The 22,361-nt window shown below is 54.0% G+C and carries 18 protein-coding genes and 1 pseudogene; 12 read left to right on the forward strand and 7 right to left on the reverse strand.

Features of this window, described 5'->3' with window-relative positions; translation table 11 throughout:
• Window positions 1–94: 94 nt before the first annotated feature.
• Entirely contained in the window at window positions 95–682 is a 588-nt protein-coding gene (locus BUB27_RS00080) for a rhomboid family intramembrane serine protease (protein ID WP_200797026.1), read from the forward strand.
• A 71-nt stretch (window positions 683–753) separates the two neighbouring features.
• Here BUB27_RS00080 and BUB27_RS00085 read toward each other — a convergent pair whose 3' ends face one another.
• The gene (locus BUB27_RS00085; protein WP_143157503.1) at window positions 754–8,046 is read right to left on the reverse strand and encodes a cadherin domain-containing protein; all 7,293 of its coding nucleotides are present in this window, start codon (window positions 8,044–8,046) and stop codon (window positions 754–756) included.
• Between the two features lie 50 nt (window positions 8,047–8,096).
• Window positions 8,097–8,690, reverse strand: a complete 594-nt coding sequence (locus tag BUB27_RS00090) for a hypothetical protein (RefSeq protein ID WP_143157504.1) — start codon at window positions 8,688–8,690, stop codon at window positions 8,097–8,099.
• Between the two features lie 236 nt (window positions 8,691–8,926).
• Between BUB27_RS00090 and BUB27_RS00095 the strand changes: the two genes are divergently transcribed.
• A complete protein-coding gene (locus BUB27_RS00095; protein ID WP_234991644.1) occupies window positions 8,927–9,724 on the forward strand; it encodes an inositol monophosphatase family protein in 798 nt (265 codons plus the stop codon).
• 5 nt (window positions 9,725–9,729) lie between these two features.
• Here the strand turns inward: BUB27_RS00095 and BUB27_RS00100 are convergent, their stop codons facing one another.
• Complete coding sequence (locus BUB27_RS00100; protein WP_200797027.1) at window positions 9,730–10,515, reverse strand: TerC family protein; 786 nt, start codon at window positions 10,513–10,515, stop codon at window positions 9,730–9,732.
• A gap of 92 nt (window positions 10,516–10,607) precedes the next feature.
• Window positions 10,608–11,162 (reverse strand): HD domain-containing protein, encoded by a 555-nt coding sequence (locus BUB27_RS00105; RefSeq protein ID WP_143157506.1) that lies wholly within the window; start codon window positions 11,160–11,162, stop codon window positions 10,608–10,610.
• Between the two features lie 152 nt (window positions 11,163–11,314).
• Here BUB27_RS00105 and BUB27_RS00110 point away from each other — a divergent pair, with 152 nt between their 5' ends.
• Window positions 11,315–12,301: a hypothetical protein gene (locus BUB27_RS00110; RefSeq protein WP_143157507.1), complete on the forward strand. Its 987-nt coding sequence runs from the start codon at window positions 11,315–11,317 to the stop codon at window positions 12,299–12,301.
• Window positions 12,302–12,506: 205 nt separating this feature from the next.
• Entirely contained in the window at window positions 12,507–13,517 is a 1,011-nt protein-coding gene (locus BUB27_RS00115; RefSeq protein WP_143157508.1) for a hypothetical protein, read from the forward strand.
• 75 nt (window positions 13,518–13,592) lie between these two features.
• On the opposite strand, the pseudogene BUB27_RS00120 reads toward BUB27_RS00115, so the two are convergent.
• Window positions 13,593–13,895 (reverse strand): annotated as a pseudogene (locus BUB27_RS00120) (peroxiredoxin family protein); the annotation flags it as partial.
• A 12-nt stretch (window positions 13,896–13,907) separates the two neighbouring features.
• Window positions 13,908–14,702 carry a peroxiredoxin family protein gene (locus BUB27_RS19205; protein ID WP_143157510.1) on the reverse strand — a complete coding sequence of 265 codons (795 nt, stop codon included), beginning with the start codon at window positions 14,700–14,702 and terminating at the stop codon, window positions 13,908–13,910.
• A gap of 125 nt (window positions 14,703–14,827) precedes the next feature.
• Between BUB27_RS19205 and BUB27_RS00130 the strand changes: the two genes are divergently transcribed.
• Window positions 14,828–15,805, forward strand: coding sequence for a glycosyltransferase (locus BUB27_RS00130; RefSeq protein ID WP_143157511.1), 978 nt, complete (start codon window positions 14,828–14,830; stop codon window positions 15,803–15,805).
• On the opposite strand, the gene BUB27_RS00135 is transcribed toward BUB27_RS00130, so the two are convergent.
• The gene (locus tag BUB27_RS00135) at window positions 15,762–17,045 is read right to left on the reverse strand and encodes a sulfatase family protein (RefSeq protein ID WP_200797028.1); all 1,284 of its coding nucleotides are present in this window, start codon (window positions 17,043–17,045) and stop codon (window positions 15,762–15,764) included. The genes BUB27_RS00130 and BUB27_RS00135 overlap by 44 nt on opposite strands.
• Before the next feature lie 235 nt (window positions 17,046–17,280).
• Here BUB27_RS00135 and BUB27_RS00140 point away from each other — a divergent pair, with 235 nt between their 5' ends.
• From BUB27_RS00140 to BUB27_RS00170, 7 genes are all read left to right on the forward strand, one after another.
• Window positions 17,281–17,874 (forward strand): HNH endonuclease, encoded by a 594-nt coding sequence (locus tag BUB27_RS00140; RefSeq protein WP_143157512.1) that lies wholly within the window; start codon window positions 17,281–17,283, stop codon window positions 17,872–17,874.
• Between the two features lie 15 nt (window positions 17,875–17,889).
• Complete coding sequence (mscL, locus tag BUB27_RS00145) at window positions 17,890–18,276, forward strand: large-conductance mechanosensitive channel protein MscL (protein WP_143157513.1); 387 nt, start codon at window positions 17,890–17,892, stop codon at window positions 18,274–18,276.
• A gap of 96 nt (window positions 18,277–18,372) precedes the next feature.
• On the forward strand, window positions 18,373–19,053 hold the full coding sequence (locus BUB27_RS00150; RefSeq protein WP_143157514.1) for a class I SAM-dependent methyltransferase: 681 nt from the start codon (window positions 18,373–18,375) through the stop codon (window positions 19,051–19,053).
• A 33-nt stretch (window positions 19,054–19,086) separates the two neighbouring features.
• Window positions 19,087–19,698, forward strand: a complete 612-nt coding sequence (locus BUB27_RS00155; RefSeq protein WP_143157515.1) for a hypothetical protein — start codon at window positions 19,087–19,089, stop codon at window positions 19,696–19,698.
• A 347-nt stretch (window positions 19,699–20,045) separates the two neighbouring features.
• Window positions 20,046–20,846, forward strand: a complete 801-nt coding sequence (gene trpA / locus BUB27_RS00160; protein WP_143157516.1) for a tryptophan synthase subunit alpha — start codon at window positions 20,046–20,048, stop codon at window positions 20,844–20,846.
• Window positions 20,847–20,916: 70 nt separating this feature from the next.
• A complete protein-coding gene (gene dapF / locus BUB27_RS00165) occupies window positions 20,917–21,735 on the forward strand; it encodes a diaminopimelate epimerase (protein WP_200797029.1) in 819 nt (272 codons plus the stop codon).
• Window positions 21,736–21,737: 2 nt separating this feature from the next.
• Window positions 21,738–22,355: a TlpA family protein disulfide reductase gene (locus tag BUB27_RS00170; protein ID WP_143157517.1), complete on the forward strand. Its 618-nt coding sequence runs from the start codon at window positions 21,738–21,740 to the stop codon at window positions 22,353–22,355.
• The last annotated feature ends 6 nt before the right edge of the window (window positions 22,356–22,361 follow it).

The following is a 22,361-nucleotide window of genomic DNA, read 5'->3' on the forward strand; positions in this document are numbered from 1 at the left end:
TGCTCTACCCACATTGGCTCCAGCGGCTGGATTTGTGACAAAGAATCTAAATTATTTGCGCATCATGCCATCCAACGCCACTCTGTGACTCGAGATGGCGAATCACCTCCAGACATCCTACCGCCCCGTACCTAAACTCAGTCCCATGATCCTGCTAGAGCTCGTTCTAGCAGCCTGGATCATCGAGGCCATCGACCAATTGCTGCTTGGCGGCTTTCTGGATCAGTTCGGGGTCCGCCCTAGGAGCCTGATGGGGCTCATTGGCATTCCGCTGATGCCCTTCCTGCACGGGAACTTCTCCCACCTTCTATCCAACACCCTGCCCTTCCTCGTGCTCGGCTACATCATGCTCAAGGCGGAAGGGCGGCGCTTCCTCTACAGCTCGGTCTACCTGATCTTTCTATCAGGCCTAGGTACCTGGCTGATCTCCCCGACCAACTCAGTCCACATCGGCGCCAGCGGCCTGATTTACGGCTACTTCGGCTACATCCTGACGCGAGCCTGGCTGGACCGGCACCCGCTGTGGATGCTCACCGGCATCATCGTCATCATCTTCTACGGCGGGATGATCTACGGCGTACTCCCCAACCAAAGCCTCCAGGTATCCTGGCAAGGCCACCTATGCGGCCTCATCGCCGGCATCGCCCTCGGCAGAAGACACCGCCATTTCAGGCCGGAGTAAGTAGCACAAAAAATGGCCGGCCATATACTGGCCGGCCATTACCCTTATACTATTGATACTAATAGTGAAACTTATGGCTGACTCAGAGGATCGAGAGGATCGCTACCTGCATTCACCTCTGTAAGATCACTGTGACCATCTACATCTGTATCCGAAATGTTCGGATCCGTTCCGTAGAGGAATTCATCCGCATCATTGAGTCCGTCTGAGTCTGCATCGCCTGTTCCGTCACTGACAGCCAGACTGGCAAAGTTCTCTAGCTCCCATGAATCCGAAAGCAGATCACTGTCTGTATCCTGATAGAGAGCAAACAGGTCGGCTACTTCGGCATCGCTGAGTGCCTGGTCATAGAAGCGGAAGTCATCCAGCGCCCCCTGGAAATGCCTTACGCCGTTCCGGTTGACCCCGAGATGGAAGTCATTGAACTGGGTATCAGCCACTCCTGTGAGAGTCTGCACCAACGCACCATTGTAGTAGAGTTTGGTATCCGTGCCATCACAGCTGACAACAAGGTGCACCCACTCACCAAGCGGCGAGTCCCCGAATTGCGCGTTTCCACTACCATTGTAGCGGTAACCACCACCTCCGAGGTCGATCTGGAATGTCGACCCCGAGGTCGTGCTGTCATTGGACATGACTGAGGCAAACTGGTTCTGGCTGTCTGAGGCAGACTTCACCCAGATAGATACGGTGTAGGCACTGACGCTCAGAGTATTCATGGTGTAGCCCACCTTGTCATCTGTACCATCCAGTTCGAGTGCACCGGCAGATCGTCCCTCATTGGTCCAGAGAGGAGACCCGGTGATTAAACCATCCCGGCCGTTCACACTGGAGTCTGACGCAGAAGCTCCACTACCGTCATTGAGTGCCCAGTGAATCACCGGATCTGGCAACTCTTGTTCATCGATGAGGCTGATATCCACGATAGCCGTGGCAGAAAGACCACCAGCATCGGTGGCGGTGACAGTGAGCAAGTAATCAGGAACCGTCTCATAATCGAGTGGCAGCACCGTGGTGATATCCCCACTGCCCGCATCGATCGTGAAAGCTCCATCTTCGTTGCCAGCCGTGATGCTGTAAGTCACGGAGTCATTTCCATCAGGATCACCCGAGGTGACCGTGCCCACAAGCGTCCCGACGGATGCAGACTCAGACAGGGAGACAAACAAGTCATCAGCTGTAGGTGTTTCATTCACGTTAGTGACGCTCACCACAACCGATGCGGAATCACTGAGCCCTCCGGCATCTGTAGCCGTCACTGTCAGGCTAAAGCTAGCAGCACTTTCATAATCAAGTACCGCTGTCGTGCTGATCACCCCGAAGGCATCGATGCTGAATGGGCCTCCTGCCACCGAGTAGGTGAAGGAATCCCCCGCATCAGGATCACTAACAGATACGCTAGCGACCACCGTGCCTGTACTCGCATTCTCCGCGACACTTCCTGAAGTATCCGCAACGCTAGGCGCTTCATTCACATTCGTCACACTGACAGTCACTGTGGCGGTATCGCTCAGACCACCAGTATCAGTCGCAGTAACGGTCAAGCTATAGGCACTGGCACTCTCGTAATCCAGAGCCGCTGTCGTGCTGATCACCCCGAAGACATCAATGGCGAAAGGACCTCCAGTCACTGTGTAGCTGACACTGTCACCCGCATCCGGATCACTTGATGAAACACTCGCGACAACGGTTCCTACTGGAGCATCTTCAGCAGCAGAGCCAGAGCTATCTCCGACAGAGGGAGCTTCATTCACATTCGTCACATCAATGGACACGTTGGCACTCACGGCTTCACCAGCATCATCAGTCAAGGAGACCACGATGAGATAATTGGTGGCTGACTCATAATTCAGGGTAGCAGTGGTGCTGATCGCCCCAGTGGATGGATCAATCACAAACAAGCCACCAGCATCACTAGTAAGCGCCCAAGTTTCCGTGCCTGTACTGGATGTCGCCACCATCTGAGTGACAACGGCACCGATTGCAGCATCTTCACTAACACTGACATTGGCATCTCCCACCACCGGCAGAGGAATGGCGCGCAATTCGAGCGTATTACCAGTCACCTTGAAGAGGCTAGTGAAGGACCCATTGTTAGCGCCATCATGCTTGATTTCACCGCTGTTCCACTTGGACTCGAAGTAGGCTGCGTCAGCACCAGTCACCGCCAACTTGCCTTCAGTACCCGTCAGGAAGTCGATGTAGTTCAGGTCGGTGAGGTTGATGTTAGTTCCCGAGATGTTCACCACCCCGTCACCGATGTCGAAGGTGAGAACTGGTCCAACCATGCTGGACTTGTTCAGGAGTCCACCAGCATTGAGGACACCACCGTGAATCACGATAGTTCCCTCATCGAAGAACTCAATATTACGATCACTCCAGAGATGGAACTCGCCACTCTGCATTTCCAGAGATGAAGTTCCGATCAAGCGAAGCACTCTATGGGTATTTCCGCTGGCGCTGTTAGCCGTGTAGTCGAGGGTAGCTCCATCGATCACCACATCCGTATCACCTCTCCACTCGTAAACAGAGCTCTCTGCACGAGTAATGGTTCCCGCCTGAAGAATGAGATCATAGTCATTCAACACTGAGTCGATCAGGGCATTCACCGTTACGACTCCAGCTGTATTGGCATCAGGAGCGGAAACCGACCAGTTGTTCGCATTACTCAGGTTACCACCTGCTACGAGGTACTCATTCACCTCGACGACATCGGTCACGGTAATATCGATCAGGGCCGAATCACTTAGTCCTCCTGAATCCGTCACGGTGACCGTGAGGCTGTAGCTTGTCACCGTCTCGTAATCGAGTGCTGCCGCAGTGCTAATCTCACCTGTACCAGCATCGATGGCAAAGGCTCCGGATGCGTTTCCTCCCGTGATGGCATAAGTCAGCGTATCGCCTGGATCGCTGGCGCTAGCGGTCACCACAGGGGTGCCGATCGCAGCATCTTCCGATACAGAGCCACTACCATTTGAGGCCACAGGCGCAGCATTCACAGCCAGCACATTGACGGTGATCGAGGCTGTCGCGGTATGCCCTGTGTCGTCAGTAACGAGAGCACTGAGCTGATAAAGCGACTGGACATCGGCATCCAATACCACGGCAGTGATGATTTCACCGCTAGCTTCATCGATTGAGAAAGCGCCTCCTCCATCATTGGTAAGATCCCAGTCTTCTACTCCGGTACTGTAGACAGCATCCAATTGACCGACAACTGAGCCCACTGGCAGGCCTTCATCGACGTCAAAGCTGGTATCAGCCAACACGGGAGCGATCACCGGACGCAGGGTAAGCGTGTTTCCATCGACTTCGAACAGGCTAGCAAAGCTGCCATTGTTAGCCCCGTCCACTTTGATTCCCCCATTATTCCAGATGGCTTCGTAATAAGCTGCGTCGGCATTACTCACCGTCAGTTTGCCTGCGGAGCCGCTATGGAAATCAATGTAGCGGGTCGCATCCAGGCCTGCTGGCAAGGAACTGAGAACCAACTCACCATCGCCCGCTTCAAAGGTCACAAAGGCGATCTGAGCCACAGTATTTCCTATACCAAAGGACTCTGCGGAGAGTTTCCCGCCACGGATGATGATGGTTCCCTGATCGAAGAACTCGATAGAACGATCACCCCAGAGCTTGAGCTCTCCACCCTCCATGGTCAGGGATGAAGTATTCTTCAGGCGCAGCACACGGTGAGAGTTGCCACTGGCACTGTTTGCCGTGTAATCTAACAAACCACCAGCAATCACGATATCCGTGTCGCCAGTCCATTCGTAAACAGTATTCTCTGCACGCGTGATCGTTCCAGACTGGATGATGAGATCATAATTATTCAGTTTGGAATTGATCAGGCCATCAGCATTCACGAATCCTGGAGTACTTCCGTCCGGTGAACCTTGAGACCAGTTGGCGGCATCACTCAGATTACCACCAGCTCCTGTGAAGTCATTGATCACACCATCTTCATTCACTGCGATGGAAACCACCGCTTGCGTAACTAGACCACTGGAATCAATCGCATAGACCGCAAGATTACGGACATAGAATGACTGACCCACAAGACTCTGAGTCAGACTCAAATCTCCGGTAGTCGAATTGATGCTAAACAAACTGGAGGCCGTAGCCGCCAAGTGATAGCTCACACTATCATTCACATCATCGTCCGTCGCATTCAGCGTAGCAATCACCCCCGGGGCGACACTTCTCGGCACAGTGACCTGCACGTCTGCAAGCACTGGTGGCTCATTCACATTATTCACCTGAATGGTCACGGTGGCTGTGTCCGTGAGTTCGGAATCATCAGTCACACTCACCACCAGGGAGTAGGATGACTGCAGCTCGGCATCGAGTACCGCTGTCGTAGCGATCTCACCCGTAACGGCATCAATCGTAAACAGTCCACCAGCATCATCGGTCAGAGACCAAGCCAAGGTTCCGATGAATGAAGTCGGGTTTACAAAGCCTACAGAAGAACCAGCAGATTGATTCTCGTCCAGAGCAAGAGTCTGGTTCTTCACAACCGGAGCACCAGCTGCTCCGCCAACATACTGAAGTTCGATTCGAGTGCCATTCACGAGCGCCACTCCCCATTCACCGGGAAGAGAGGCTAGGGCTGAGCCAGCTTCAAAGCTAATGCTAAACTTAGCCGGATCAAAGCCCACGACGGCGTCCGCCTCCGCTATCAGGAAGGAATAGTTCTGTGCCGGATCAAGATTGATCTGAGAAGCAGAAAGACCCATGCTGGAAAGTTTCAGCGTGATATCCACCACCTCATCTACGGGTTCGTTGATGTTGTTGCCATTTTTCTTCCATGCCCCCGAAGGCATGACGCCATCAAGATCCAAGGTTCCCGAAATCTTGTACACATCCCAGCCAGTCGGGAGACCATCCACGTCATTGGCCGCGTCGGTATCCGCAATCTGCCAGTCGATGGTTGCTACGTTATCGATAAACATTCCACCTAACAGATCCTGACGACCCACCTGACCAAAGGCACCAGGAGAAGCAGAAGATCCATTACGCATGACGACTTGGCTCGTGATATCCCCAGTCCCGCAGAGATGGCCCCAGAACCCCGGGAAGGTCATCTGATGATTAGAACCTTCGCGAGTCTGATGAGCTGGGATGATGGTTCCAACCAATGGCTGGGATCCGTTGTACTCCAGAGTGCTGTAGTGACTGAGATCAATCACATCTGCAGCCAAGCTACCACCCGGCTCCACAGTCACATGAGACCCGTAGATCATGCTGAACAGACCGCGGAAATGATCTAGCTCGTCGTGTTCACCCTGTAGATTGACACTGCCGGAGATACTCATGGGCCCACCGTGCTTCACCACGATACTACCAAAGCCACTCACATTTCCCCTGATATCAAAAGAGCCTCCACGGCCCATGTCCATCATCCAGTGAGTGCGGTACATGTTCTGAGTAGGGTCCAGCTCACCTTGCTTGTCATCACCTGTAAGCACCATGACGGTATCATCGAGCGTGACCGCACCATCAAAGGCCAGAGTTCCCGTACCAATCTTAAAGTAGTTATGAAACTGATAGCCAATATTCGCATCACCCATCTTTTGGAAAGTAAGGCCATCAATCACGGCTTCCTCTGCTCCAGTATCCGCCCAGAGCGCACTGAAGCCCTCCATGGTCAGGTTGTTGATGGTTTCACCAGCATTCAGCTTGGCCTGCGCTCCGCGGCGGATCGTCATTTCAGTGACATCCCCGAAGGAATCGGAAGCATTCGCCGTTAGAGTACCCTGCTGCACATCAATCTTGCCCGTGGACAAGGTAGTGTTTCCGCCCAAAGCAAATTCACCCAGACCGGTCTTCACCAGGTCACCACCGATTACTGCGTCCGTGGTAACTTGGCTCAGTGTTGTAGGCAGAGAGTGCACGGAACCGCTTGCCAAGTTAAAGGCACCACTTCCATCGATCAGGTAGTCCCCCTCGAAGCGCAAGCCTGCCACATTCAGGCCTGACCCGGTCAGAGTCTCCAATCCTTGGTTGGCGGGAAATACAGCGGTCTTACCCGCAGGGCTGCTTGTGAAATCAGCAGCACTAAATGCACCACCACCCATCTTGGTTAGTGCGGCACTCTGATCGTAGCTGTTCGCACCACCGGAAGTAATGGAGACGGTCCATCCCTCTACCTGGCAGAGACGTTCGAAATCTCTTCGCACTAGGTCCAGCTCCTTGTCACCTGTGAAGGCGTGATCCACCACGGAGTCATAAGCTTCCACGGTGATCTTGTACGTACCGCTGGCCAATCCAAGAGCAGCAACATCCAGCTGCTCAAGTCCTAGGTTGGATGCAATCTCTGTTCCGTTGACATACCAGCGCAGAGTAATGACATCCGTGGATGCCACTTCAACATCGATCGTTGCAGGATCCACAAGAACCGCGGAATTATCTGTCCAAGTGTCCAGAGGATCGAAGGCCTTGTGGTAGATGAAGATGGCATTCTCGATGCGGTTCTGCAGCGGCGCCGCGTTATCCACACCCACATCCATGAAGGCAATCTGCACATCCTTATCCATACCCACGACGTCCAACATGGGTGGACCGTCATAGGTGCTCAAATTCTCAATCCCTTTGCCATCATAGCCCATCCATTGCCCCCACATGGCGGCCGTGGGTTCAAAAGTCGCATTCCTCGTCAAACTGTTAGACTCTCCATTGATATGGCTCGTCTTCATTGGGCGGGCGTTGCCACCGTGTCCCAGTTTGTGGTGGGCATGCGTTCTCTCATGCACCCAGGCCCAGGCAGTACCTGAGTCAGACACATAGGGTGTACCACAGACCTTGGCATTGGAAACATCTCCAGCTGCCCCGGCACCGGTCACCCCATTCATAAAGAAATTCGCCGGGCCCCAGTCAGGCTGGGTATTGGCCAGAGCGGCAGAGTGCAGCTCACTCTTGTACTTCCCTTGGGGGTACATCGGGTAATCCACCCTGATACTATTCTGCTTCCACAGCTTCATGAATGGCGCATAGCGCTTGTAGTTGTGACGAAGCAGCGGATTGGCTATCACCTGATTGCCTGCATCCGCAGAGCGATCAATGTCACGCAGGTGCATGTCAGCAGCAGCGGTGATGCGGTAGTTGTAGTCCCCGACTACATCCTCCATGTTAGTCGTCGGCATGGAGCCGCGTCCCTCGATGTAGTGAGAGAAATAGAACATATCCACACGGTTAGCAGAAGGCCCTGAGCCCTCTACTAATTCATACTGGACGATGTTTTTGAGTTGGTTGTACTGATCGATGGATTGCTGACTACTCAGACTATCCCAGACAATGGGCGTCTGTGCCACAGCAGTAATCAGCATAGCGGGTCCGGGCAAAATCCGGATGAGGGTTTTGGTCATTTTATTGCTTAGTGTGGGTTTGGAGCAGAACGCAGCCTTCAAGGCGACTGCTATTCCTGGGTAGGTCTATGCCAGGTGAAGGAGGTGCTTGAGAGGGACACCTTGAACACCTGGTTTTTTATATATGCGTTGTGGAACGGGATCTTCAGCTCTCCCTCATTGTGAGGAATCAGCTTCCAATCCACGGAAATGGTTTCTGGCTTTTTGCTAACAGGAAATTTGAGCTCGACGCTGACATGGCGCATCTCATTCTCATCATGGTAATGGCCATCACGCTGATCCGCGGCACTGGGGAACTTGCAACTCACGAGCTTCCCCTGCACCGGCAAGCCGTCTATCAGCACCGGACAGTTCATACTCAACGAGCGTAGGATCTTAGCGTGGTCCTGTTCACCGACATCCCCGAGCTCCTTCTTTTTCAGCGCATAGAGCTGACTGAAATGGATGTCTGCCTTGCAAACAAGCGCCTGCTTTTCCAAGGAGAACTCCACCTTCATGAGCTTCCTGGGTGGGTGCGCTTGGAGACTCACGGGATGCCAAGCAAGCATCCCAAGAATGCAGATGAATAGCGGGCGAAGGTTGAAGCGCGTAAAGAAATCAGCCTTCTGCCCCCATGGATTGAGGGTTTGTGTGTGGGTTTTCATGAGAGCTATCGAGTGTTCGTACCTCTCTCGCGGATAGCCTTAGTCAGACCATCAACGAGAAACAGATAGAGTGATTACTTCAAAATGATGTCCCATAGATTTGTATTACTTCATTTTCTATTTTTTTCTTATCTCCACGTCCTAAGCACCTTGATGACGCACACTACTAGCGCTTTTAAACATCAAGACACCTCTCACACTTGCATCCACACCTGAGCCCCGACACACTCATGCCGATGCAAGCGATTCTCGAAAAAGCACTGGAAGCCGTACAGGCCGTAGCCGATTTCCAGCTGAAACATTTCCGCGCCATGCCAGTCGGCGCAGACAACATCAAATCCCTCCGTGAGACTGTCTCCTTCGTGGATGTGGAGTCTGAGAAAATCCTCCAGGACGCCCTGCTTCCACTGATCGAGGAAGCCGGCTTCTACGGCGAGGAGTCCGGCAAGACCGGTTCACAAGACCTGGTCTGGATCGTCGACCCACTGGATGGCACCACCAACTTCCTCTCCGGCAATGACCACTTCAGCATCTCCGTTGCTCTTGTTAAAAATGGCAAGCCCATCCTTGGCATTTTATGCAAGCCATTCAGCAATGAGACTTGGACCTGCATCAAGGGAGAGGGAGTCTTCTACAAGGGTGAGAAGACGAGCAAGGTCTCCGAGAACCTCACCGAAAAGGACGCACTCTTCGTTACTGGTTTCCCTTACCGTTCATCGGATGTCGCGCCATCCTTCTTCGCCTGTGCCGCCGAAGTACTGACTCTCGGCCGGGGCATCCGCCGCACAGGAAGTGCTGCGCTGGATGTGACCAACTTATCCTGCGGCTGGATGCAGGGCTTCTGGGAGACCGACCTCCAGCCCTATGACATCGCTGCCGCCATGCTCTTTGCGGAGGAAAACGGCTGCATCGTGACCAACCACCAAGGTGGTGAATACGATATCTTCAGCGACCGCCTGATGGTAGCCGCCCTGCCCGCCGTGCACGCAGCGCTTCTCGAAACCATTCAGAAGCACTACGCCGCGGACATCTGATAGGTTTATCCCTGGATCTTGCCCAGCCTGGCCTCGGCCTTGGCCAAGAGCTTTTTCTGGTAGCGTCCCTGGATGATTTCCACCGCTACCAGAACACCGATCACAAAGTAGAAGGTGCCTTTGGACATGGCGTGCACCTCATGACCCCAGAAGCTCAACTCCGCCTTGTGCCCACCCTCGGACACGAGCAGGATACCTACAATGAAGAGGATGAAGAGACCGAGCACCTCATAAACTCGGTTCTTCTGCAGGAAGCGGGAAACCCCGTCCGCCAGCCAGATCATCAGAATACCACTGATAACAATCGCCGTCACCATCACCCAAGGCACTTTGGTGATCGCCATGGCACTCAGGATGGAATCAAAGGAGAACACCGCATTCATCACCACGATGAGAGCGATCGTCTTCACCACGCTGGCTGACTTCTTCTCCTCTTCATGGGAGATTTCCAGTTGCACCATGTGCATCACCTCCTTGATCGCGGTGTAAATGATGAAGGCACCACCAAACAAGGTGATCACCGAGCCGAAATCAAAGCTGCCGGATACCGCATGGGTATCGATGGTGAACCAGGTCGCCTTCAGGCTGTCCATCAGATAGAGCAGCACGAACAGAAGGATGATACGCAGACCAATCGCTAGGCCAATCCCCCAGGTGCGCACCATGCGCTGTTTCTCAGGAATCACCCGCTTACTCTCCAGTGAAATGTAGAGAAGATTATCAAAGCCCAGCACCGCTTGCAGCAGTACCAGCATGAGAAGATTGAGTAAGTTCGGGATCAGGTCAGCCATGGTCTTTTAACGTTTCGCCCACAGCTTAAAACAGAGTCCGTGCGATAATGCAACAGACTCCTCTTATAAAGACAGACGAAGTTTATACCAGGCTAACAAGAAAGCACGGACTCCATCAGCGGACGGAAGTCCTCAAGCTCCGGAGTCACCATGTCCGGAATTTTACCCATATCATCATAGCGCCTCACAATGATCGCATTCTCAAAATGGGGATCCTGCTCAAACTGACGGGCCTCATCATCACTCATGACTCCGCCTTGGAGTTCGAGACTTTGGCGCGATGCCGCAGAGAGATCAGCCAGATACTGAGCCTCTTTCCAGCACAGGTAGCGCTTGGAGTCAGCATGCATGCGGATGGGAGCCACCACGGTATCACCAAACCACTTGGACAGCCTGTTAGCTCCCACATGTTCATGCCGCGTATCCACGCCCTTGTCCGCAATATCCTCCCCCAGATCATGCAAGAGGTGGCCGTAGTCATGAAGCAGGCAAGAAACCACGATTTCAGGCTTCTCCCCTTCCTGCTGGGCAAAGGTCGCGCACTGCAGGGCATGCTGAAGCTCAGTCACATCCTCTCCGTAGGCTCTCCCTCCTTTATCACGGAACACCTCAAAAATTTCATCGATTATGGAACTAGCTTCCGTCATGCCTCCAAGATGAGACATCACGTCGTCAGCCTCAAGCCTACTCGCCCCTCAAATCCCTGACTCATCTGGCATTTTTCAAAATCCACGCCAAAATAAATGTAACCAGGACTCCTGCCGGCCACGAAGTATCCTTAACCCATCACTTTATCATCATGGAAAGCTCTAAAATTGCCGCCGCCATCCTGGCCGTGGGTGCTACCGCTGCCGGCCTCACCTTCTACATCTCCCACCAGCAGAGTCAGTCGTCATCTGATCCGGTGCCACTAAGCCAGAGCACCAGCTCTCAAAGCTCCCCAGAGAATGTACAAAGCTCCGTCTCTAGCAACCCGACGCCCCGAACCAGCTCATCCGCACCGTCGCCTTCCTCCTCCGCAGCCAGCGTGACCCCGCCCAACGGAATCGACCAAGACACCTGGGACCGTGCCATTCGCAACACCAAAATGATCTACGGCATGGCGCAGCAGGCTCGTGAAAGTGGCTGGATGGAGCGCATGATCGAAGGCAGAGTCAAAGGGGACGCCAAAATGATCAGCGACCAGTTAGGACTGGATGAATCGACGGCCACGAAGATCGAAACCATGCTGCTAGACCGGGCCAACGGCTCACTAGAACAGACCCGCAAGGTCTGGGATGCCATGCTAGCCGACGAAGCCAAGTTCACAGAAATGGCCGCCATCCGCGACATGAAGGAACGCGAAGTCGAGCTCTCCCCTGAGCTTGCCGCCCGTGACCAAGCACTCAGGCAGGAAGTCTTCGGCCAGTTTGCAGAAGATGGAAAGCCCCTCAGTGACGAGGACATTCAAAACCTGTTCCGTCCGCAGCGGCCTGAAAATTGGTATGAAGATGATGCCTTCCTCGTCAAAGCCGTGGCTGAAATGCCCGAGGAACAAGGCAGCTCCATGATGGAATACGCAGGCAAGTTGGACTACCTGGACCGGGAACGTAACGCCAGCCGCACCGTCAACAACATCCTCCGCAGCACTGAGCTTTCCGACCAGCAGAGCGAGCAACTCCAAAAACTCTACATCGACTCTCCCGAGCCCAGTGATGAGCAACTTTCCGAAATCATCCCGGCGAGTCAGCTCGAGGAAGTCAAGAAGGCCGCCAACAGCCGCCGCTTCCGGGGCTGGGGCAGATAGCCCCCCGCAGCCGGGATGATTGCCGATGATTCAGCTCCCACTTGAAAAGACGGTAGGAGAGGTGATAGTTTCCTTGAAGAAGGTCCGTTTAAGAACCTACAAAAAAATCGGATTTTTTTTCGCAACTTCCCGAATATCATCGGGTTTAATCGCGAGCTATGGGTCTTAAGTGTGCAAGATCTGCTTCAAAAAATCATCTACTACCATGAATACACCAAAAATCGCGGCATTAATACTCGGTGTCGGAGTAGCTTCTGCAGGGGTTACTTTTTACCTTTCCAACGAAGAAAAACCGGTGGCTCCAGCAGAGTCGTCCTCCACTGAGACCTCACCAAAGCCTAAGGCCACGGAAAGCGTCACCAAATCAGCTCCCGTGGACAGAGAGGAACGCCCGGACCGCAGACCAGGTGGACCAGGCCGCTTCGGTGGTGGTGAGGACCGCGAGGAAAGCCCAGCTCCAGAGGGAATTGATCAAGACGCCTGGAATGACGCCCAGCGCAGCATGCGCTTCATCTATGGTTTCGTAGAGGGCATGCAAGATCCCGACAACCGCTGGCGCCGCAGAATGCAAGACCGCGTGACCAGAGATTCTGAAGCCATAGCTAAATCTCTCGGCCTCGAGGGTGAATCTGCAGAAAAGGTGCAAGAACTTCTCAACGGCCGCATGACTGGCTCCCTTGAAAATTCAACCAAGATCATGAACGGCATCATCGCCAACGAGCAAGGCTATCTGGAATACAGAGCCTTGAGAGAGATGAGCGAAGACGATAAAGACCTCACCGCTTCCCAGCAAGCCCGCCTGGACCAGCTTAAGAACGACATCTTCGGGCAGTACTACCCAGAAGGCCAGGAAGTCTCCAATGATCCATTCCGCGACCTCATCTGGCGCAACCCTTCCAATGGCGACTGGTATGAGGACAATGCCTTCCTCGTCAAAGCCGCCGCGGAGATGCCTGAGCAGGAAGGCGCTGACCTTCTCGAGTACGCAGGCAAGCTGGACTATCTGGACCGCAAGGAGTACGCCACCGACCGCGTAATCAACATCCAGCGCTCCGTTGATCTCTCCTCCGAACAGACCCAGCAACTGAACGATCTCTACTTGGAGAACCGCAACCCCTCCGATGAACAGCTCAGCCAGATTGTCTCTCCTGACCAGCTCGAGGCAGTGAAAAGCGCTGGCAGCGAGCGCAGATGGGGCCGCCGCGGCAGACGCTAAACCTTCTTCCCCCCGGTACGATAAAGGCGTGACCTCCCTCGAGGCCACGCCTTTTTTATGGAATTTACCAGAAGTCTACTTGTCCGCTTTGGCCTGCTGGATCATGGCTTCTAGCGCCTTCTCCATCTCCTCGCCACGTAAGTTCTTGTGGCGGATCACTCCCTTGTGATCGATCAAGAAGAGCGTTGGCCAACCGGTAACGCCCCACTTGGTGGAGATCTTACCATCAGCCTGTTCATTGGTGAAGTTCCGCCAGGTCGTGGTTCCATCCTTCACCATTTCCTTAAGCTTCTCCTTGTCGTCGCTATTGACACCGACAATGGCGAAGGGCTCCTCTTTCCACTTCTCTACGAGCGACCGCTCGTGAGGAAGCATAGCACGGCATGGGCCTCACCAATACCCCCAGAAATCTAGCAGAACCACCTTGCCGCGGTAATCGCTGAGTTTGAACTCCTGATCATCCTGATCCGTGCCGACGATATCTGGAGCGACTCCGCCGACCACCAATTGCTCAAGCTGCATGAGCTTGGTCTCGAGCTGAGCTAGAGTCCCAGCATCAAGCGGCGATTTTTTCTCCTCTTCTATCAGCTCGGTGAGCAAAGCCTTGGCCTTGTCTCGCTGCTGCTTGGCCACGGCTTCATCTTGCTGCCTATCTGCATTTTTGACGTAGAAGGAGGCCAGGTAGTACTGGGCTCCACGTTTGATCTTTGGCTTTGTGGATGACTCCACTACTTGGGTCAAAATCTCCGGAGTCCCGCCGTACCCTCCGGCCAGGTAGCGGGCGTAGCTCAGGACCGTCTCAGTATCGGCATGTTCCTGGATGAGCAGGTCGGACGCCTTCTGCCTGGTCTCACGCGTTCCTTGGGTAGCCACCCATAGCAAGCCCTTGGCGGACTCCTCCGATTTTGGGTTCGCTTCTGCCAGCTTCATAATTCTTTTCCCGTATTCCGTCTTATCAGGGCGGCTGTTAAAGAGCTTGTTTCTCTCCTCCCTCGTTTTCGCAGCACGGAACTTCTCAAGCACCGCCCGGTTTTCAGCTTCATACTCATTGATGATACCCTGGATACTCTCGGCTTTGATTTCACTGGCTTCCGCATTCGCAGGCGGCTTCTCTGCTGCTTCCTGAGCGTACAACACATGAGCTCCTAGCAGAACAGCGCCCGTCATCTGGACAATCTTATTCATAACAAGATTACTATAGTATTACACCACCCTGTGGCAAACCTATCAGTCGCAAAAATGCTTCAGCTCAGGGAAATACATTTCCCTTTGCCAAGCCTTCCCCCCAGAGTCTATGCTGCTACAAACTCATGCAGATACTCATCACCAGCCCCTATCCTCTCGACTCACCAAAGGGGAACTCCATCACCGCCTTGCGCATTGAGAGACTACTCAAGCAAGCAGGACATCAGGCGAGTGCAGTCCACGGCACCCTCCCAACCGGTGCTGATGCCATGATCGCGCTGCACGCCACAAAAACCTATCCGCTTTCCGCAGCGTTCAAACAGCAACATCCCGGCAAACCCCTCATCCTCTACCTCACCGGCACGGATCTCTACCGCGATTTATTAGAAAGGAAGCCGGACTGCCTTAATGCGATGGAACTGGCAGACATCCTCGTCGTCTCCCAGCCAGCCTCTCTCTCATCCATCCCCGAACAGTATCAGCAGAAATCCCGGGTCGTGCGCGCCAGCATAGTGATCCCGAAGCTAGAGGATGTATCACCTCCTCCACAGCCCAGCTTCGCTCTCGTTGCTCACCTCAGACCCGTGAAAAATCCCTTCCTGCTGAACCGGGCCTTGGAGCAGCTTGGTGGTCTCCCACTACATGCCTATACCTTAGGCTCGGCTCTGGATGAAAAGATGATCGAAGAAGCCCACTCGTGGCAGGCCAAGGACCCGCGCTTCCGATGGCTGGATAACGTGCCCTATCCGCAGGCCTTATCCTGGATCTCTCAGGTCACCGCCACGATCAATTCCTCCCACCTGGAGGGAGGAGCCAATGCCGTGGGGGAATCCATCCTGCTTGGCACCCCGGTACTCGCCTCCAAGATCGAGGGAAACCTGGGCATGTTAGGCGATGACTACGCCGGTTACTTCACACCGGATGACCCCGGCTCTTTGGCCACCATCATACGCCGGGTTATCGAGGAGCCCGAGTTCCTCCAGCTCCTGCGCCAGCAGATACACACACGACAAACCTGCTTCTCACCAGCCATCGAGACCCAGGGCTGGCTGGACTGCCTTACGGCTGCCCAGGCCTTGAATCCAAGACCTTCTGGTAAGTAGCTATCGTCTCACGAGCTTCCTGATCCAGCTCGTCCAGCTTCAGCGCCTTCCTCTCCAGCAGATCATTCTGGAGGTCAAAGATTCTACCATCCCCGTATAGCTTCCAACGCTTGCCCTGCACGTAGCGAGCCGCCTTAAATTTGCCCCAGCGCGGATCGTAGTGGCAGAACACCCACTCACGCACCTTGCCATCCTTTCCCACCAGCTGTGGGTAGAAGCTCAATCCTTCCAGTTCCTCTCCGGGTTCTTCACCTGCAATATCTAACAGGGTCGAGAAAAAGTCCGTGAAATCCACCAGATTCTCATTCACCTGACCAGCCTTCACAGTTCCCTTCCAGTAGGCGATGCAGGGAACGTGGGTACCGTATTCCATCGTCTTCCCTTTGGCCCCGCGTATTTTCTGGCCCTTGAACTCAGAAACCACCTTTCTATCTGTGCCATTATCACCGATGAAAAGGATCAGCGTATTCTCCAGCACGCCTTGCTTCTCCAGAGTATCCACAATCTTGCCCACCTGCTTGTCCATGTAACTCACCATCTCCGCGAAATACTTCGGATCGTTCAGCTTCTTCGGATTGATCTCATCAAACTTCGGATTATCAGGAGTCGGCACGAAGGGGTCATGCACCAGCACCATCGGGTAGTAGACAAAGAAAGGGGCTTCCTTGTTCACATCAATGAAGGCATTGATATAGTTGGTAAAAAAATCCGGCCCATATCCCGGGTCATACTCACTCGTCTCCCCATCCGTATTGATCAGCGGAGCCCTGAAGCGGCTCCCCAGCTGATCAATCTGCCATAGGCAATAACGATCAAAACCCGCCTTATCCGGGGTCGTGCCCACCTTTCCTCCTGCCAGCTTTTGCTGCCCCTTATTACCTAACAACTGCCACTTTCCCGCGATGCAGGTCTTGTAGCCGGCCTCCTTCATCGCATGGCCAAAGGTTCTTTCTTTCGGGTCGAGCAAGCCGAAGCCGATATAGTTCCGGTCATTGTACTTCCCGGTCATCAGCTGTACCCGGGAGGGAGTACAAAGCGGTGTGGAATAGCAATGGTCAAAGCGCATGCCCTGCTTGGCCAAACGGTCCAGATTCGGCGTCTTATACTGTGTGCTTCCGTAAGCCCCCAACACCTCGTAGCCCAGGTCATCAGCCATGATGAGCACCACATTCGGCTTGCCCATACATCCCAAGCTCAGGCTCAGGCCCAAGACTATTTTCCATACTGTCTGAATCATCATTCTTATCTATGCGCTTATTGTTGCTGCATTCTATAGACCACATACCCAAGTATACCTGACAACTTTCACATTTATTTTCATATAGACCACACACCACTCACAACTAAAACACAACAATCTCGTATTTAACAACTTTGTCACCACTTATAAAACACCGAAAAGGACTTTTCCGTTGCCATGAAGGGCATTTTCGGGTTATTTATTAAGATAAGTTTAATAAACTCCTTTTTATGCCATGAGTAGCTGTATCCATGAGAAATGCGTCTTGGTTTTAAATCGTCAGTGGCAGGCGATTTCAATCATCTCCCCCGCTGAAGCCTTCGGTCACATGTGCACCGAAAATGCGGATGCCCTGAAAATCGAAGGGAACGAATCCATGGCTCCAGTGAGCCTGAGTGAGTGGCTGAAGCTCGAAGTGCGGCCACACGACCGCCCGGTAGGCACCGCACGGGGCGCTGTACGCGCTCCCACGGTGATCATCCTGCGTGAGTTCGCCCAGGTCCCACTCTACAAACCAAAATTCTCGTTGAAAAACCTCTGGGTGCGCGACAAAGGCCGCTGCCAATACACCGGCAAGCTGCTCAAGCCCTCCGAGGCCAGTATCGACCACGTGATCCCCCGCTCCCGTGGAGGCGCCACCTCCTGGGAAAACTGCGTGCTCTCTGAGAAAGCACTGAACTCCAAGAAAGGAGCCAGGACTCCAGCTGAAGCAGGGCTCAAGCTGATCCGCCCCCCGTACGAACCGCGCCCGGTTCCCGTAACGATCACTCTGAAAAATCTCCTCGGCATCAAAGACTGGGACTACTTCCTCGTCAACCGAGCAGCCTAACACAACCAAACACCCATGCTCAAAGAGTTCAAAGAATTTGCCTTCAAAGGCAATCTCGTAGATATGGCCGTCGGCTTCATCCTCGGCGGAGCCTTCGCCACCGTCGTCAAGTCCCTCGTCAGTAACGTTATCATGCCGCCGATAGGCGTCGCGCTCGGCGATGTCGATTTCACGAAGCTCAAGTACGTGATCAAACCCGGTGATGAGAAAACTGAAGTTGCCATCAAGTATGGCCAGTTCATCACGGATGCCATTGCTTTCCTTCTTCTCGCCCTCGTCGTCTTCATCGTCGTGAAGAAATTCATCACCGCCTTCGAGAAGAAGAAGGAAGAGAAACCAGCCGCTCCACCGAAGCAGGAAGTCCTGCTCGAAGCCATTCTGGACGAACTCAAAAAACGCTAGGCTCAGAAATCGCCGAAAGCTCAACACCAGCGGCACCTCAACCCGAGGTGCCGTTTTGTTTTTACAGATCTAACATACACCGCTAGACCAATATCGATGTCCGTCACCGAAGAACAAATCCACGCAGGGCAAGCAGTCTACACCGCACGTACGCTGAAGATGTATGACTTCATCGTGCTCGGCATTTCCAACAAGTGGATCTGGAAATGCCCCACGCGCAGGATCGAGGCGCAGTACGATGCCCAAGTCTCTGCCAATCACCTCGACGTAGGCGTCGGCACCGGACATTTCCTCGACAACTGCCACTTCCCCACCATCAACCCACGCGTGGCGCTGATGGACATGAACCGCAGCACGCTGGACTACGCCTCCACCCGCATCGCCCGCCACCAGCCGGAGACTTATCAGCAGAACATCCTGGAGGAGATCTCCCAGCCCATCGAACCCTTCGACTCCATCGGCATCAACTACCTCCTCCACTGCGTCCCCGGCTCCATCTCGGAGAAAGCCATCGCCTTCGATCACCTCAAGCCCCTCATGAAGCCAGGCTGCCGCATCTTCGGCTCCACCATCCTGCACGAAGAAGTCCCCAAATCCCGGGCCGCCAAACGCCTCATGGCCTTCTACAACCAAAAAGGCATCTTCTCCAACACCCAGGACACCCTAACAGACCTGAATGAAGCCCTCACCCAGCGCTTCGATAACGTGCAGATCGAGACCGTCGGGTGCGTGGCCTTGTTTTCGGCGCAAACTCGAACACATCAACATGATCATTGATTTACGTCCCCAACTGAGTGATGGAATATACTAATGAGTTCACAAGATATATCGCATTCTTCCGAATCAAAAATACTACATACTGAGTTCTACTCGATTATAGGAAAACTCACAGTACTCTTCGCTCGAATGGAGGGAGATCTTCGCGCACTGATCTCAGGTTTGGCTTTTGCTGGCGCTTCAGTAACTGCCTCAACTTTTCTTGACTCCTCACAACTCTTATCAAATCTAAAAACTCTTCGTAAAATTGCTCGTCAGTACCCAGAACACGAAGAAGGTATAAAAAATCTGGCAAGCTCCATTGAAAGGATACGTCAAGATCGCAACCTTTTCATTCACGGTATTTGGAACCCGAATACATTTGATACAGTAAACGGCGCAGCTTTGGTCAAAGACCTAAACACCAATTATGAGATTTCCACCAACTCAAGATCTTGGACAAGTGGGCGAAGCCGTTCTTTTCAATACAAAGATTTTACAGATATCTATAAGAAAATTGTTAGTATTGTCAGAGAAATCGAATCAATAATGAAGAGTTTAGAGAATGACCCTGATTACGAATTCGAATTTGAGATGGGTAGCAGTTCACATACAAAAATTGAATCATTTTTGCTTGATGACTCCCCTAAAGAACAAGGTGAATAGCTTTGAAAACAAGCTCCTTATATCGTGAGATGGGGGGGGGGAAGGCCCGTGGCAGGGTGAGGAATAGCTCGCTCTTCGAGATCAGAATTCCAATCTCATCTGGCTGCTACACCTTGAGAACCCCGAGGCCTTTACTCAAGCCCGTCTAGAAAATGTTACGATCTATGGAGCTGCCCACGAATACCCCACGATCACTTTGTTTTCTATCCCCGTAAAAGACCCCCATCTTCTGTCTGTAGAAATCATCAGAGACGACTCCTAAACCGTATGTCCTTAATTCAGGCGACTGTCCCCATTTTCCCCCAATACGGCTTGATTCTTGGGGGCTAGCTTCTAGGCTTCGCGGCATGAGCAACCGTATCGATACGACTTTTGCCAAGCTGGCTGAGACGAATACCGCCGCCTTTGTGGCCTATGTGGCCGCAGGCGACCCGGACATGGAACGTTCGCTGGAGATTATCCGCGGGCTGGCAGACGCCGGGGCAGACGTCATCGAGCTCGGCGTGCCATTCTCTGACCCGCTGGCAGACGGCGTGGTCAACCAGCTTGCCGCCGACCGCGCGCTCAAGGCCGGTGCCACCTTCACCAAGGTCCTCCAGCTGATCCGCGACTTCCGCACTACCCACGAAACCCCGATCGTACTCTTCACCTACCTGAACCCGATCTACACCTACGGCTACGAGCGCTTCCACGCGGATGCCGCCGCTGCCGGTGCTGACGGCGTTCTCCTGCTGGATCTCCCGCCGGACGAAGCCAAGCTCAATGCCGAGCTGGCCAAGAGCGAGGGACTCAAGCACATCACTCTCATCGCGCCGACCTCCCCGGACGAGCGCATCGCCGAACTAGCCAAGCAGTCCGAAGGCTTCATCTACGCCCTTTCCCGCACTGGCGTGACTGGCGCCCAGGCAGCCCCGTCCGCCTCCATCGGTGAGACTGTGGCCAAGATCAAGCAGCACACCAAAACTCCAGTCTGCATCGGCTTCGGCATCAACACCCCAGAGCAGGCCGCCATGGTCGCCTCCGTTTCCGACGGCGTGGTCGTGGGCTCCGCCATTGTCAACCAGGTTGACGTACACCAGAACGATGCCAATGTAGCCGAACAAGTGGCCGCCTTCACCAAGCCGCTGATCGACGCCACCAAAGCCTAGGTCACCAATGCGGCCCCAGCCGCAAAGGCCCCTCAATGAACCATTTTCCAATAACAATTAACCAAGTTATATGATCCTCAATTTCTTCAAAATGAACGGTGCCGGCAACGACTTCGTCGTCATCGACAACCGTAACCTCGACACCAACCTCGACACCGACACCATCGCTGCCCTTTGTGACCGCCACCGCGGCATCGGCGCCGACGGCCTGCTCGCCGTAGAGCCAGCTGAGAATGGTGCCGACTACAAGTTCCGCTACTACAATGCCGATGGTGGCGAGGCGGAAATGTGCGGTAATGGTGCCCGCTGCTTCGGCCGCTTCACCGCTCACCTCACTGATGAAGTGAAGGAGTCCGTCACCTTTGAAACCATCGCCGGCACCCTGACTGCGGAGATGGTGGGTCACGACGTCCGCATCGCAATGTCCGATCCTTTTGATCTTGAAATGGACACCGATGTCAAGGTCAGCGGCCTCGACTCCGCCGTGCACTTCATCAATACCGGCGTACCACACGCCGTCGCCATCGTGGATAACCTGCCGGAGCTCGATGTCGTCCACTGCGGCGCCGCGATCCGCTACCACGACCGTTTCGCCCCGAAGGGCACCAATGCGAACTTCTTCCAGGTCATCGCCCCGGATCACATCGCCATCCGCACTTACGAGCGTGGCGTGGAGGGTGAGACTCTAGCCTGCGGTACTGGCATGTGCGCCTGTGCGCTCATCCACCACCTCACCACCGGAGCCCCATCCCCAATCAAGGTGGATGTCGCTGGTGGTGACACCCTCGAGATCGGCTTCGTATCCGACGGCAACGGCGGCTTCACGGATGTCACCCTCTCTGGCCCAGCCGACTTCGTCTTCGAAGGTAAAATCGACCTCGGCGAGTAAGGATGAGAGCACTCTTCATACTCACCGCCGCTAGCACACTTCTCCTGGCAGCCTGCAACAAGCAGGCTGAGCCAGCACAGTCGGAGCGCTCCTCCACAGAGGAGGCCATCGTAGGCCATGAAGGCATCACCTTTGACAAGCACGACCACGACTGGGGTCCTGCCCCGGCAAAAAACATCTACGCCTCCAACAACCTCTTCAACCAGAAGGCCCCGGAGATCATCGTAGAAACCTGGCTCACTGAGGAACCAAAGACCGAGGGCAAGTTTGTCCTCGTGGATTTCTGGGCCACTTGGTGCGGCCCCTGCCGTAGGGCGATTCCCCACCTCAATGAAATTGCCTATGTGTTCAAAGACGAGCTCATTGTCATCGGCCTTTCTGGTGACAGCTCAGCGGACAAAGTCCGCAACATGAAAAGCCCTGTCATTGAGTACTACAGTGGAGTCGACACCAAGAAGCGCACTAGCGCCGAAATCGGCATCAAAGGCATCCCGCACCTGCTGCTGATCGACCCGAATGGCAAAGTCTGCTGGCAGGGTTTCCCCGGCGGCGGTGAGAACAAATTCGACAGCGAAGTCGTCCGCGCCATTATCGACGCCTATAAAGACTCCGCCAAGTAAGGAGGA

Source organism: Rubritalea squalenifaciens DSM 18772 (assembly GCF_900141815.1).
GTDB classification, from domain to species: domain Bacteria; phylum Verrucomicrobiota; class Verrucomicrobiia; order Verrucomicrobiales; family Akkermansiaceae; genus Rubritalea; species Rubritalea squalenifaciens.

Coding starts and splice junctions, on each gene's coding strand:
- BUB27_RS00080 (WP_200797026.1), top strand. CDS start 95: ATGGCGAATCACCTCCAGACATCCTACCGCCCCGTACCTAAACTCAGT.
- BUB27_RS00085 (WP_143157503.1), bottom strand. CDS start 8,046: ATGACCAAAACCCTCATCCGGATTTTGCCCGGACCCGCTATGCTGATT.
- BUB27_RS00090 (WP_143157504.1), bottom strand. CDS start 8,690: ATGAAAACCCACACACAAACCCTCAATCCATGGGGGCAGAAGGCTGAT.
- BUB27_RS00095 (WP_234991644.1), top strand. CDS start 8,927: ATGCAAGCGATTCTCGAAAAAGCACTGGAAGCCGTACAGGCCGTAGCC.
- BUB27_RS00100 (WP_200797027.1), bottom strand. CDS start 10,515: ATGGCTGACCTGATCCCGAACTTACTCAATCTTCTCATGCTGGTACTG.
- BUB27_RS00105 (WP_143157506.1), bottom strand. CDS start 11,162: ATGACGGAAGCTAGTTCCATAATCGATGAAATTTTTGAGGTGTTCCGT.
- BUB27_RS00110 (WP_143157507.1), top strand. CDS start 11,315: ATGGAAAGCTCTAAAATTGCCGCCGCCATCCTGGCCGTGGGTGCTACC.
- BUB27_RS00115 (WP_143157508.1), top strand. CDS start 12,507: ATGAATACACCAAAAATCGCGGCATTAATACTCGGTGTCGGAGTAGCT.
- BUB27_RS19205 (WP_143157510.1), bottom strand. CDS start 14,702: ATGAATAAGATTGTCCAGATGACGGGCGCTGTTCTGCTAGGAGCTCAT.
- BUB27_RS00130 (WP_143157511.1), top strand. CDS start 14,828: ATGCAGATACTCATCACCAGCCCCTATCCTCTCGACTCACCAAAGGGG.
- BUB27_RS00135 (WP_200797028.1), bottom strand. CDS start 17,045: ATGATGATTCAGACAGTATGGAAAATAGTCTTGGGCCTGAGCCTGAGC.
- BUB27_RS00140 (WP_143157512.1), top strand. CDS start 17,281: ATGAGTAGCTGTATCCATGAGAAATGCGTCTTGGTTTTAAATCGTCAG.
- mscL (WP_143157513.1), top strand. CDS start 17,890: ATGCTCAAAGAGTTCAAAGAATTTGCCTTCAAAGGCAATCTCGTAGAT.
- BUB27_RS00150 (WP_143157514.1), top strand. CDS start 18,373: ATGTCCGTCACCGAAGAACAAATCCACGCAGGGCAAGCAGTCTACACC.
- BUB27_RS00155 (WP_143157515.1), top strand. CDS start 19,087: ATGAGTTCACAAGATATATCGCATTCTTCCGAATCAAAAATACTACAT.
- trpA (WP_143157516.1), top strand. CDS start 20,046: ATGAGCAACCGTATCGATACGACTTTTGCCAAGCTGGCTGAGACGAAT.
- dapF (WP_200797029.1), top strand. CDS start 20,917: ATGATCCTCAATTTCTTCAAAATGAACGGTGCCGGCAACGACTTCGTC.
- BUB27_RS00170 (WP_143157517.1), top strand. CDS start 21,738: ATGAGAGCACTCTTCATACTCACCGCCGCTAGCACACTTCTCCTGGCA.